This is a genomic window from Pseudomonas cichorii (assembly GCF_018343775.1).
Lineage (GTDB): Bacteria > Pseudomonadota > Gammaproteobacteria > Pseudomonadales > Pseudomonadaceae > Aquipseudomonas > Aquipseudomonas cichorii.
Genome location: NZ_CP074349.1, coordinates 3,884,933 through 3,897,436, shown reverse-complemented (window position 1 = coordinate 3,897,436; position 12,504 = coordinate 3,884,933). Strand labels below are relative to the sequence as shown.

General features: G+C 56.6%; 10 protein-coding genes and 1 pseudogene. 6 read left to right on the top strand and 5 right to left on the bottom strand.

Annotation, left to right across the window (positions count from 1 at the left end; genetic code table 11):
* The first annotated feature begins 108 nt into the window (after positions 1-108).
* Positions 109-444: a hypothetical protein gene (locus KGD89_RS16175; protein ID WP_025260812.1), complete on the top strand. Its 336-nt coding sequence runs from the start codon at positions 109-111 to the stop codon at positions 442-444.
* Between the two features lie 222 nt (positions 445-666).
* On the opposite strand, the gene KGD89_RS16170 is transcribed toward KGD89_RS16175, so the two are convergent.
* Positions 667-3,489 carry a GAF domain-containing hybrid sensor histidine kinase/response regulator gene (locus KGD89_RS16170; protein ID WP_236250090.1) on the bottom strand — a complete coding sequence of 941 codons (2,823 nt, stop codon included), beginning with the start codon at positions 3,487-3,489 and terminating at the stop codon, positions 667-669.
* 193 nt (positions 3,490-3,682) lie between these two features.
* The gene (locus KGD89_RS16165) at positions 3,683-3,994 is read right to left on the bottom strand and encodes a DUF6966 domain-containing protein (protein WP_025260810.1); all 312 of its coding nucleotides are present in this window, start codon (positions 3,992-3,994) and stop codon (positions 3,683-3,685) included.
* Positions 3,995-4,113: 119 nt separating this feature from the next.
* Between KGD89_RS16165 and KGD89_RS16160 the strand changes: the two genes are divergently transcribed.
* The 4 genes and pseudogenes from KGD89_RS16160 to KGD89_RS16150 all read left to right on the top strand — a co-directional run bounded on the left by KGD89_RS16160 (position 4,114) and on the right by KGD89_RS16150 (position 8,458).
* Positions 4,114-4,344, top strand: a complete 231-nt coding sequence (locus KGD89_RS16160) for a DUF6434 domain-containing protein (RefSeq protein ID WP_025260809.1) — start codon at positions 4,114-4,116, stop codon at positions 4,342-4,344.
* Between the two features lie 202 nt (positions 4,345-4,546).
* Positions 4,547-6,646: a hybrid sensor histidine kinase/response regulator gene (locus KGD89_RS16155; RefSeq protein ID WP_025260808.1), complete on the top strand. Its 2,100-nt coding sequence runs from the start codon at positions 4,547-4,549 to the stop codon at positions 6,644-6,646.
* A 168-nt stretch (positions 6,647-6,814) separates the two neighbouring features.
* A pseudogene (locus KGD89_RS26460) lies at positions 6,815-7,285 on the top strand (MCP four helix bundle domain-containing protein); the annotation flags it as partial.
* On the top strand, positions 7,265-8,458 hold the full coding sequence (locus tag KGD89_RS16150) for a methyl-accepting chemotaxis protein (RefSeq protein ID WP_404940695.1): 1,194 nt from the start codon (positions 7,265-7,267) through the stop codon (positions 8,456-8,458). The pseudogene KGD89_RS26460 and the gene KGD89_RS16150, both read left to right, overlap by 21 nt.
* Before the next feature lie 171 nt (positions 8,459-8,629).
* On the opposite strand, the gene KGD89_RS16145 is transcribed toward KGD89_RS16150, so the two are convergent.
* The gene (locus tag KGD89_RS16145; RefSeq protein ID WP_025260806.1) at positions 8,630-9,163 is read right to left on the bottom strand and encodes an ankyrin repeat domain-containing protein; all 534 of its coding nucleotides are present in this window, start codon (positions 9,161-9,163) and stop codon (positions 8,630-8,632) included.
* A 51-nt stretch (positions 9,164-9,214) separates the two neighbouring features.
* Entirely contained in the window at positions 9,215-10,720 is a 1,506-nt protein-coding gene (gene katB / locus KGD89_RS16140; protein WP_025260805.1) for a catalase KatB, read from the bottom strand.
* A gap of 447 nt (positions 10,721-11,167) precedes the next feature.
* Here katB and KGD89_RS16135 point away from each other — a divergent pair, with 447 nt between their 5' ends.
* Complete coding sequence (locus KGD89_RS16135) at positions 11,168-11,905, top strand: GNAT family N-acetyltransferase (protein ID WP_025260804.1); 738 nt, start codon at positions 11,168-11,170, stop codon at positions 11,903-11,905.
* On the opposite strand, the gene KGD89_RS16130 is transcribed toward KGD89_RS16135, so the two are convergent.
* The gene (locus tag KGD89_RS16130; RefSeq protein WP_025260803.1) at positions 11,902-12,477 is read right to left on the bottom strand and encodes a TetR/AcrR family transcriptional regulator; all 576 of its coding nucleotides are present in this window, start codon (positions 12,475-12,477) and stop codon (positions 11,902-11,904) included. The genes KGD89_RS16135 and KGD89_RS16130 overlap by 4 nt on opposite strands.
* Positions 12,478-12,504: the final 27 nt, after the last annotated feature.

The following is a 12,504-nucleotide window of genomic DNA, read 5'->3' as shown; positions in this document are numbered from 1 at the left end:
CGTGTGCTCAGGGAACATAGGTGTAAAAAGTGTCAAACGTTTGAACTCTTCGGGTAAAGTGTCGCCGCCCGATAATTGGATTCGGGTTTTATATCATGGGGAAACATCGTGAAGTTCGTCAGTAAAATCATCGCTTCTGCAGTATGTGGTCTGGTTCTAGCGGGTTGCACCGGCACCGCAATGAAGACTCAGCAATACGATAGCAACCAGTACACCGTCGTTGGCCACAGTGAAGCAAGCGCTACGGGCCTGATGCTTTTCGGTCTGATCCCTATTCGTCAGAACGATCGTTTTGTTCGCGCTCAAAACTCTGCCATCCAGGCGAAAGGTGGCGATGCGCTGATCAATACTCAAGTACAGGAAAAGTGGTTCTGGGCCTGGGTCCTGAACGGCTACACCACCACCGTATCCGGTGATGTTATCAAGCTGAAGACTGCTAAATAATCAGTACCCAGCTTTAGAAAGCCCGGTTCGCCGGGCTTTTTTGTTTCTGGCGATTGGGGGGCGGGCTACGCTTTAATGCCGATCAGTTAAGGCACAAACAAAACGTGTGGGAGGCAGCTTGCTGGCGAAAAGGCCTAAAAACCGGCAGATATCCTGCGCCTGTACATGAAGTCGCCAGCAAGCGATCTCCCACAAAGTGATTCATCCATACCCTGACGCCGATCAGGGCGCCACGACCTTGGCTTCAGGATCCTCGTTCGGGAACTCGCCGCGGAGTGGGGAAAGGCTTGCTGCGAGCTCGCTCTTGCGAAACGGTTTGGTGAGCCGCGGCAGGTCTGGATCAAGGCCCTCACGTTCCGCATAGCCGGAGACGAGCAGGATCGCGGTCTCAGGTCTGGAGCGCTGAACCACTCTGGCCAGATCGGTCCCACTGATGCCCGGCATGAGATGGTCCGTGACGAGCAGATCAAATGGCTCCCCGTGGGCCATCAACTGCATGGCCTCTTCGCCTGACGCGGCCTCGATCACGCTGTAGCCCAACTCGGCCAGCATGTACGAGGTGCTGGCGCGTACCAGTTCTTCATCATCGACCAACAGCGCGATCCCGTGTGTCAATCGCGGCTCCGACGCCTCGACAATGCGCAAAGCCACTGTTGACTCGGTCGTACTGCGCGGCAACCACAGCTCGACGTTCGTCCCGAAACCGGGCGAACTCTGAATCGTGAGTGCTCCGTTCAGCTGTGATGCCAGCCCATGCACCATTGAAAGGCCAAGACCAGTCCCTTTGCCGACACCCTTGGTGGAAAAGAATGGCTCCACCGCGCGGGCGAGGGTTGCGGCGTCCATGCCAATGCCAGTGTCCACGACAGACAGGCACAGGTACTCACCTGGCGGAAGCTTTGAACGGTGCCCATTGCCGACCAGCGACGTGCTGGCAGATATGCGCATCGTTCCTCCCTGAAGCATTGCGTCACGTGCGTTTACGGAGAGATTGAGAAGGGCCATCTCGAGCTGGTTCTGATCGGCGATGGCAGCGGGCAGATTCTGTGGAGCATCGACGACCACCTTGATTTGCGGCCCTGTCGTGCTGGCCACCAGATCGCCCATATCGCTCACCAATCTGGCCACATCGACCGGAACCGTTTGAAGCGGTTGACGGCGAGCGAAGGCAAGCAGTCTCTGCACTAACGTCTTTGCACGTTCCGCCGATTGCATCGCGCCTGAGATGAGCCGTTGCTCTCGTTCACCACCCACGCCTCGTCGCTGGAGCAGGTCAAGCGTGCCAACGATCGGGGTGAGCAGGTTATTGAAGTCATGGGCGACGCCGCCGGTAAGCTGTCCCATCGCCTCCATCTTCTGGCTCTGGCGCAGCGCCTTCTGGACTTCTTCCCGTTCGGTGATGGCCTGAGCAATTCGCCCTTCAAGGGTGTCATTGAGCTCCCTCAACTTCTCTTCGGCCGCCTTGCGGGCGGTGATTTCGATTGCGGTGCCGGTCATGCGCAAACAGAGACCGGCCTTATCGAACACGCCCCGGCCCTTGGCCGCAACCCAGCGGACGATGCCGTCTTCCCGTCCAATCGTGCGGTAGTCGACTTCGTAGAGCGCGCGACGCTCTGGGTCAGCGGCCGCCATGAAGGCTGTGATCGTCGCCTCACGATCCTCGGGATGCAAACCTTCATAGAAGTCTTGCAGCGTGACTGTCACATCAGCCGAGATGCCGAACATCGCTTTAGTCTGTGACGGCCAAACCAGCGTGTTATTAACGAAATCCACGTCCCAGAAACCCACATCGGCGTGGTCAACGGCAAGGCGCAATCTCGACTCGCTGATACGGATCGCGGAATCCGCTCGTGTACGATGCACGATCAGCCCGACCGTATGAGCCACGAAGTCGATGATTTCCATATCCGCTGGCAACGGCTCGCGCAGCTCATGGTGGTAAAGAACGAAAGCGCCGAGCAGGGTGGCTTGCGCCGAACGGATCGGGATTGACCAGCAGACGTGCAGACCTTGCCCGACGGCCAGATCCCGGAAGTCAGCCCAGCTTGGGGCGTTCGTGATGTCAGCCACTGCCGTTACAGCGCTCGGCTCGACGGCAATGCTTTTGACTGCCTCATTGTAAGCGTAGGGCAGGCTTGGCCCCGCGCAATGCTCCAGGTGATTCCCGTCCTCATTCAGGAGCAAGATGCTTCCCAGGAAACCTGACATGGAGAGCGCTTCCACCTCGCGGACGATCGCATCCAGCGTGACGTTCAGGGCTGTTTCTTGTACAGCCAGCTCCAGGATACGGTTCTGTGCAGCCCCAAGTGCTGCCCCACGATTGCGAGCTTGGGTCAGGCGCGCATTCTCAATAGCGATCGTTGCCAGTCGCGCCAGACTTTCCAGTCGTTTGATCGTCTCAGGGTCGTGATCCCGAACCTCTGACCAGTAAGCGCCAAGCACCGAGATCGGAACAGGTCTACCGATGGGCACCATCACGAGGCTGCGTACAAAGGTCGGCGCGTAAGCGTCCTGCGGGATGCGCGGGTCGAGCCGGACGTCACGGATCGCAACCGTCTTGCGGTGGCGCATCGCCCAGCCTGAAATACAGTGGTCGATCAGGAAGTTCTGGCCTTGCCAAAGGGGAGAGACCGCATCTTCAGCCACATAAGAACAGCGGCCTTCATTTTCGATGACTACCGCAACGCCCTCAGCGCCTACCGTGGCGCGCACGGTATCCCTCAAAACGGCGACGACCTCGTCCACCGATGCAGCACTGGCCAGCCGCTCACTGGCATTGAGCACATGAGATAAGCGGTCATCACCGATTGGATCCTTGGGAACAGTAAGCAAACGAAACTCCCAACGGCCACAGAGTCTTCTTCCGCGGTCTGGTTCAAATTGGAGGTGGCGAAAGAGGAGGGTGTGGCGCGACTCTCTCTTTTCGGCATGGGCGGATTTCAGTCTCTCAGAAAAGCGACTATCAAGCATCAGCATGGCGGTATTGTGCGACCGACAGCAATGGGCAAATTCTGTTGAAAAAGGCTGTTTTCTCAAACGGCTCAAGGGCTGGTCGGTGAAAAGACCTCTTTAGCACGCTGCTACGTGAGAGCTGAGCCCGATGATCGCTCCGCGACAATTCAAGATTTCAATCTCAGGCACGTACTGTTTGCGGATAAAAACAGAGGTCGACTGTTTTCAACAGGCTCGACCCACAGCCAGCTTTGTAAAAACAGCTTTGCGATACAAAACCCATGCCCTACACCCCATCAACCTCACTCACAAGCCGAGCAACATCATCCCGCAACCTGTAAAACCTCTGATTCAACTCCCCATACCCCGGCTTCCAGCACAACACGCCATCGCGGTAACTCTGCCCCAACATGAGATCATTGAATGAGCCCATGCCGCCGTAGGCCGAGCGCAGTTTCGTTATTCCTGATGAATCAGAGTCGGCCAACCGTGCGCGGGCATCGCTCATCCATTGGCTCCAGTGTTCTTCACCGTCGCTTTCAAGTACGGCAACGAGTTCGTCCAGAACACTGATCAGCTCTTCGGTTTTTGTGCTCAATTTTGAGTCTCGCTTGAACTTGTTGTGTTCATGGAATACCGCGACGATTATGTCTCAATGTTGTGCTTTCACTCATTACCATCAAACACAACGCCCTATCATCCATACAGGCTCACCCCATGCCCTTCAACTGGCACTCCGACCCCATCACCCAATCCACCCCCGTCACCGCCACCTACAAAAACACCCAGAACGTTCGCCGCTTCATGACCGAGCACTGTGGCCCGGATTTCAAGTTCGACCGATCATTCATGGCCTGGATTGTCGATGGCACTGCGAAGACCATGGGGGATCTGGTGGATGAGTGGTTGCGCAGGCATCAGAAATTCCCTTGTCAGGAGGCTTTTTAAGTCTTTCGTACACCTGTTTGGATATTTTTTTATTGCTCAGCGCTATTTTCGTGGAGTTGCGATGGAATTTGCTGAGATCTCAGTGCTCTAATGATTTCAAAGCGCCACTAATTTTTGGCAGTAGCCGTTTTTTCTCGTAGCGTGTGCATGCATTTCTGCGGAATGTGAAACAGCGTAATCAATACCTCCAGGTACAGCAGCATTGACTCCGACCGATATTGAAAGCCTGAAAAGTCAGTTGAAGGCGCTTGAACAGGAAAACCTGAGCCTTAAAGATCAGCTGTGCACCAACAGGCAGAAAGCCGAGCTGGAGTTGGCGTCTTCTCAGGAGCGCTACCGTTTCCTGTTCAATGCCATGGATGAAGGTTTCTGCATCATTGAGTTTTTCGATGGCCCGCACGGGCCGTTGAGTGACTACATCCATATCGAGGCCAACCCGGCCTATGCCTTTCATGCCGGTATTCCCAATGTCGTCGGGCAGAAGCTTCGTGAAATGGTTCCCGAAGAGGCCGATGGCTGGGTCGAGTTCTATGGCAAGGTGCTGCGCACCGGTGAGCCGATCCGCTTTGAGCGGGAGCTGGTGGCGACCGGGCGTTATCTGGCGCTGACGGCCTTTCGTATCGAGCCGGCCAGTCGCAACCAGGTGGCGGTGCTGTTCCAGGACATTACCGAGCGCAAGCGTGCCGAAGAGGCCTTGCGGCAACTGAACGAGACGCTGGAAGCGCGCATCATCGAGGCGGTTACCGAGCGTAAGGTGCTCTCGGATGTGGTCAACGGGACCAATGCGTTCATTCATGTCATCGATCCCGAGTACCGCTGGCTGGCGATCAACGCTTCTGCCGAGCGAGAGTTTCAGCGTCTGTTCGGTGTCACGCCCAAGATCGGTGACAACATGCTTGAGTTGCTCAAGCACAGGCCTGACAGTCAGGCGGTCATCCGTGCCTTTTGGGAGAGGGCTCTGGCGGGAGAAGAGTTTGTCGAGGTCGCCAGTTTTGGTGATTCGGCAGATGACACTCGTCACTATGAGATCCGCTACAGCACGCTTCGCAATGTCGATGGGCAACAGATCGGCGCCTATCTGTTTGCCTATGACGTCAGTGATCGCCTTCATGAACAGGCTCGTTTGAGCCAGGCCGAAGAAGCCTTGCGTCAGTCGCAGAAGATGGAGGCTGTCGGTCAGCTTACGGGTGGCATCGCCCACGATTTCAACAATCTGCTGACGGGCATTACCGGTTCGCTGGAACTGCTCAAGGCGCGCCTGAGCCAGGGGCGCTATAACGAGATCGATCGTTATGTTGCCGCTGCCCGTGATGCTTCCAAGCGTGCGGCGTCGCTGACTCATCGTCTGCTGGCCTTTTCACGACGTCAGACCCTTGATCCCAAGCCGGTTGATATCAATCGACTGGTGATTGGTATGGAAGAGCTGATTCGTCGTTCCGTGGGGCCGCATATTACGGTGGAAGTGGTGACGGCGGTCGGGCTGTGGTCGACTTTTATTGACGCGCCTCAGTTGGAAAATGCCCTGTTGAACCTGTGTATCAATGCCCGCGATGCGATGCCCGCAGGCGGTCGCATCACCATTGAAACCGCCAATAAGTGGATCGATGAGCGCGCTTGTGTGGCGCGGGATATGCCTGCGGGGCAATATCTTTCCTTGTGTGTCACCGACACCGGTACGGGCATGACACCGGAAGTGATCAATCGCGCTTTCGATCCGTTTTTCACCACCAAGCCGCTGGGGCAGGGCACGGGGCTCGGGCTGTCGATGGTCTATGGCTTCGTGCGGCAGTCCGGTGGCCAGGTGCGTATCTATTCGGAAAAGGATCAGGGCACGACGATGTGCCTCTATCTGCCCCGGCATTACCTGGGCGCGCCGCAGGAGTTGTGTGATCCGGAGCTGGAGCCTGCAGAAAACATCCGCGCCGAGTCTACCCAGACGATCATGATCGTTGATGACGAGCCCACCATTCGCATGCTGGTCAGTGAAGTGATCGAAGATCATGGCTATAGATCGGTCGAAGCCGGAGAAGGGGCGACGGCCCTGGAACTGCTGAGCACCGATATGCGTGTTGACTTGCTGGTGACCGATGTCGGCTTGCCCGGTGGCATGAATGGCCGGCAACTGGCCGACGCGGCACGCATCATCCGGCCTGATCTGAAGGTGATGTTCATCACCGGTTATGCGGAAAACGCGATTATCGGCAACGGCCATCTGGAGCCGGGCATGTGGGTGTTGACCAAGCCATTCACCATGGAAGCCTTTGCCAGCCGCATCCATGAAATGCTCAATCTGGAAGACTGAGTAACCCGGCGATCCTTCGTGTAGCCGGGCCTTTTCCGGCATTAAGAATATTTATGGAGTAATAACTCCAGATTCAATTGTGCCCATAGCCTGGGTGGGAGTAGATTGCGTTCGTTGATAGCCATTGGCTATCCGATTTGCCAACTTTCACTCTCGCTGGGGTGCGTCATGAGTAAACCCGTTTCATTGGCCAAGCGCATCGGATTAGGCTTTGCGTCTGTGTTGTCCTTGTTGGTGCTGGTGACCGCTGTGGGTATTCAGCGTGTCGGGTTTATTGACGATACCTTGAAGTATGTCAGCGACAACTCTGCGCTGATCCAGCGCTATGCCATCAACTTCCGTGGCAGTGTGCACAATCGCGCCATTTCCATTCGCGATGCCGTGCTGGTCAATAGCGATCAGGACCTCAATCGGCACCTGAGCGAGATCGTGCGTCTGCGCAAGGACTATGACGATTCGGCCGAACCGATGGATCGTCTGTTCAACGAGAAAATGAACGTTTCCAGCGAAGAGAAACGTTTGCTGCAGGACATCAAGGATATCGAGCGCAAGGCATTGGCCTCGACGGACAAGGTGCTGGAGTTGCGTCGCAACAACGACGTGGCGGGTGCGCAAGCCATGTTGCTGGCCCAGACGTCTGCCGATTACAGCGAATGGCTCAAGCGTATCAATGCGCTGATCGATCATGAAGAAGCGCAGATCAAGGGCCTGCTCGATAAGGTGCAGGCCGCCGCTGGCGGCTTCATGTTGCTGATGGTGATTGCGACCACGGTCGCGGTGTTGCTCAGCATCGGTGTGTCTATGACGATCATTCGCTCTGTGAGGTCCACGCTGGGCGCTGAGCCTGCAGAGGTTGCCGAAGTGATTCGTCGGCTGGCGGGTGGCGATCTGAATCAGAAGATCGAGTCGGATTACCCCAATAGCGTCATGGGCACCCTGAAAAACACGCTGGGCAACCTGTCACAGACCATCAGTGAAGTACGAGCTGCGGCGGCCCATGTAACCGATTCTTCGGTGCGACTGTTGTCCACCTCGGCCGACAACAATCGCCAGATCAGCCTGCAAACCAATGAAGCCCAGCATATCGCGACGGCCATCAACCAGATGGCGGGTTCGGTCAGCCAGGTGTCGGGCTATGCCTCCCAGGCTTCCGAAGCAACCAAGGTTGCCGACGTTCAGGTCGAAAGTGGCCACCGCATGGTTGGGGAGGCTGCCACGACCATTCAGGAACTGGCGACCATTCTGGAGCAGGCCACTCAGACGGTGGATCAGGTTTCCAAGGATAGCGAGAACATCGAAACCGTGATCGAGGTGATCAACTCCATCGCCGCGCAAACCAATCTGCTGGCGCTCAACGCGGCCATCGAGGCTGCTCGCGCCGGCGAGTATGGTCGCGGCTTTGCGGTCGTGGCCGATGAAGTGCGCTCTCTGGCGACACGTACTCAGGAGTCCACTCAGGAAATCCGCGAGATGATCAGCAAGCTTCAGGGCGGCACTCAAGGCGCGACGCGGATCATGCAACAGAGCTGCGAACTGGCCCGCACGACCGTCGAGCAGACCCGTGATGCCCAAGCGGCATTGAGCCGGATTCGCGAAGAGGTCGGTGCTATCAATGGCATGAACGCCCAGATCGCCAGCGCCTCGATTCAGCAGAATGCCGTGGCGGATGATGTTGCACAGAACATCAACCGCATCCACAGCTCCACCCTTGAGTCGGCTGCCGGGTCACGGGAAGTGGCGAGTTCCAGTGAAGAGCTGGCGGAGCTGGCTGATCGGTTGACCGGGAAGGTGGCGTTTTTCAAGGTGGCGTAAGCCCGCTTGGCAGGAGCGAATTCATTCGCGAAGACGGTATTAAACGACAGATTATCTGTCGGATGTACCGGCCTCTCGCGAATGAATTCGCTCCTGCGCGCGACGGTATTTCTGGCGATAAATCTCTTGGAATATACCGGCCCCGTCGCGGCCAAGGCCCCTCCCACGGTTTTACTGCACGGGCGGTGCCTGGAACTCGCCCCTGGACAGGTTGCTCACATCATTGCCCATGCTGTCGCGAAGGCTCAGGTCGGCACCTTTGGCGGCCAGGGCCTGCAGAATTTCGGTGCGCTGGAACAACGCGGCATACATCGACGCCGTCTGGCCTGCGTTATTGCGTTGGTCGGGCGCGCAATGGGCTTCGACCAGGCGCTTGGCGATACTCAGTTCGCCTTTGAAAATGGCACCCATCAAGGCGGTATTGCCGCGTTTGTCTTTGGTGCAGGGATCCGCACCGGCATCGATCAATTGGGTAACGAGTTGTTCGTGGCCGTGATAGGCCGCCAGAATTAACCCGGTATAGCCTTTCTCGTCCTGGATGTTCAGGTCGTAGTGAGCGTCGATGAAGGTTGTCATCATCTCGCTGTTTCCCTCGCGGGAAGCGTCGAAAAACAGAGTGCGTAACTGGTTGGTTGTCTGGTCCGAAGGTGTTTCTGCCTGAGCGACTGCGGCAAACAGCACCAACCCGAAAAGTAAGGTTCGCATGGGCGTTCTCCTGAAAACAGCCAGCCCCTTGTGGGGCCGGCTATCGACTTGTCAGTCTTTGAGGTTCGCAGCCAGGGACTTGACCTTGGCCAGATCACCCTTGGCCACTTCGGTTACCCGAGTGCCGTAGTCTGGATCAGCCTTGTAGAGGAACGAGAGCACGATGTTCTTGCTTTCGGTGTCGGTGTCAGCCAGCGACTCGCCAAAGCTCTGGACCAGATCGCTCTTCTCCTTGGTGTTGTAGGAGCGATACAGATCGCCTGCTTGCTTGAAGTTCTGCTCGCGGGTGATCTTCGCCTGTTGGGTGGTGCCGCTTACTGGCGACTGGCTGTAGCGTGCCTGAGTATCGGACGGACGCGGGCTCAGACGGCTTGGCTCGTAGTTGACGCCACTGGTGGTGTGGCCAGTGTTCATTGCGCCATCCTGGTTGCCGTTGTTGACCGGGACTTTCGGCTGGTTGACCGGCAGGCTCAGGCCATTGGCGCCCAGACGATACATCTGCGTATCGGCATAGGAGAACACACGGCCTTGCAGCAGGCGGTCTTCGGAAGGTTCGATACCCGGGACCAGGTTGGCCGGAGCCATGGCGACCTGCTCGGTCTCCTGGAAGAAGTTATCGACGTTCTTGTTCAGGACCATCTGACCGATCTTGCGCTCGGGAACGTCAGGCCAGATCTTGGTGGCGTCGAGCGGGTCGAACTCGAATTTTGCGAGATCGGCAGGTTTGAGCACCTGAATGTAGAGATCCCATTTCGGGAAGTCGCCTTTTTTGATCGCGCTGACCAGATCGTTGGTCAGGTGGCTGAAGTCCTTGGACTGCACTTGAGCCGCTTGTGCCGGATCGAGGTTCTTGATGCCTTGCAGTGATTTCCAGTGGAACTTCACGTAATGGACTTCGCCCTTGGCATTCACCAGTTTGTAGGCGTGTACGCCATTGCCGTCCATGAAGCGATAACCGGCTGGCGTCCCTTCATTGGAGTACAGCAATGTCAAAGTGCGAGTCGCTTCCGGGACGTGGGAAAAAAAGTCGAAGCGGCGGGAGTCGTTACCCAGATTGGTTCTAGGGTCAGGCTTGAAGGCATGAACCATGTCGGGAAACTTGATGGCATCGCGAATAAAGAAGGTCGGAAAGTTATTACCCACCAGGTCCCAGTTACCATCGGCGGTATAAAACTTGGTGGCGAAACCATGGGGGTCGCGCAATGTTTCAGGCGAATGGTTGCCATGCACCACGGAAGAGAAGCGCACGAAAACCGGGGTCGCTGTACCCGACTTGAACACCTTGGCCTTGCTCAGGTCGCTGATGTCAGCCGAAGCGGTGAACTCACCACGAACCCCTGTACCACGGGCGTGAACCACGCGCTCAGGAATGCGCTCGCGATCGAAACGCTGGAGTTTCTGCAGCAACTGCACATCCTGCAACAGCGTAGGCCCTTGAGGGCCGGCAGTCTGTGAGTTCTGGTTATCGCCCACGGGGGCACCATTGTCGCGGGTTAATGTATCGGCTGCATAAGCGGTCGGAATAACCATTAAGCCGACAGCAGTCAAACGCAGCATTTGACCTGACCAGTTTAAAAACGGCATTTTTGAATCCCTCATATTTTTGTATTCAGCGCACTTATCCTAGGCGGATGAGTATTTATCTGTAATCGTAAAAATTTATCGGGGCGATTGAGATAAATGTGGGTGACGTACATAAGGGGGACACAATGAAGCGTAGATGAGAAATGTTATTTGTATGTCGCTGTTAATATGTTTCTTGAAGTTTCTCTTTTTGCGATGATGTTAAGATAGTAGCTATCTGTATGTCGGGCAAGTGTGCTTTCGGGCATGACTGTGCTTTTGTCGGGAATACCGAGTTATCTTCCTTGAAACGGTAGCGATCAAACTTTTTCAAAGCCTTGCTTCAGGGTAGGCATTTTTATTCCTTCCGTGCTTCAGGCTCTGGCGCGTTATGATGGTGTTGCCAGATTGTCATGAGTAAGCCCCGGAGCCCCTCGTTTGATGTCCATTGTCACCTTGCTTGAAGCCACACCTCCCGAAGCCATCAAAAGCCAGATTCTGCAGATGGTTGTCGATTACGTCACCGACATCAGCATGGTCGCCATCGCCCCGAGTAACCCGCTCTACAGCCTTTATCAATACGGCATCGGCTACGAGGTCCATCTCTATCTGGATGGCATGGACGGCTCCAAAGGCATTGAGGTGGAACTGATCGGGGCGCTGGATGAACAGGATCCCTCCATCGTGGCCGGCTTTGTCCTGTACTTGCCGGTCAAAGATGATCCTCAGGCCTGTGCCGTGGCATATATGGCCGTACGGGAAAGCCATCGCCGCCGTGGTACCGCACGAGCCATGCTGCAGAAAATGCTTGACCGTTATCCTCACGCGGAACTCTGCTGTGTCGCTGGCAAGGTGCCGTGCTTCGAGTCGCTGGGGTTTCAGGTGATTGGCGCACGCGGCCCCCAGGTCATCATGAATACTCGCGACCACGGTACGGATGGCTTGCTGGCCGTTCTGGACGTCGCGCCCATCTATCGCTCAGTGGAAGTGCGGCAGATTCATGCGTACCTGCTCAAACAGCACGGTAAGAGGGCCATGGTAGACGCCGAGAAAAAGCGCGACCGGCATCTGGACGAGATGACCCGTCACGCCACAGCGCTGGTAGTGGAGCGCTTGGGTGAGGGCGCTTTGCGCAGTGGCGGGCGTGGGCCGATCCTGGTGGGTGGCTCGCAAGCCTAGCTTTTAATGTCCGCCGAGAAATTCGCAAGTATCTGCGCCCGGCACACATCGATAATCTCATCCGCCAGCGGTGAGTCATCCGGGCAAGCGCGTGACAACGCGATTGCGCCTACCGCATGGGCCAGCATGCTGACCATCCGGGTCCGCTGTTGGTCTGCATCGCCGGTCTCCGAGCCTTCGGAACCGGCTTTTTCGAGCATGTTCTCGATCCCTTCGGCGAACGTGGTCCTGACTTCCGGGGTCTGGCGCGCCGCATCCCCGCAGAGCGCTGCCATCGTGCAGCCCACATGCCTCGCATCGCGGTGCTGGCGGGACAGGTAATGCGTGAAGAACTCTTCAACGCTAAGGTTTTCGCTATTGGTCACGCTCTTGGCAAAACTGCTCGCGGCGGCTTCTGCCATCAGGTCGGCCTTGGAGCCGAAGTGTTTGTAGAACCCGCCATGGGTAAAACCGGCAGCCGCCATCAGATCGGCGACGCCCACGCCGTCATAACCCCGTTCACGAAACAGTTCTGACGCCGTCTCGACGATGTGTGCTCGATTCGCCTGTGCCTGCGCTTTGCTGACTCTCATATCCACGTGCCTTTTGTGCTGACGCTC

Excerpts from the sequence above, each read along its gene's own strand:
- katB (WP_025260805.1), bottom strand. The coding sequence starts at position 10,720 with ATGCTGCGTTTGACTGCTGTCGGCTTAATGGTTATTCCGACCGCTTAT.
- KGD89_RS16135 (WP_025260804.1), top strand. The coding sequence starts at position 11,168 with ATGTCCATTGTCACCTTGCTTGAAGCCACACCTCCCGAAGCCATCAAA.
- KGD89_RS16160 (WP_025260809.1), top strand. The coding sequence starts at position 4,114 with ATGCCCTTCAACTGGCACTCCGACCCCATCACCCAATCCACCCCCGTC.
- KGD89_RS16150 (WP_404940695.1), top strand. The coding sequence starts at position 7,265 with ATGTTGCTGGCCCAGACGTCTGCCGATTACAGCGAATGGCTCAAGCGT.
- KGD89_RS16130 (WP_025260803.1), bottom strand. The coding sequence starts at position 12,477 with ATGAGAGTCAGCAAAGCGCAGGCACAGGCGAATCGAGCACACATCGTC.
- KGD89_RS16145 (WP_025260806.1), bottom strand. The coding sequence starts at position 9,163 with ATGCGAACCTTACTTTTCGGGTTGGTGCTGTTTGCCGCAGTCGCTCAG.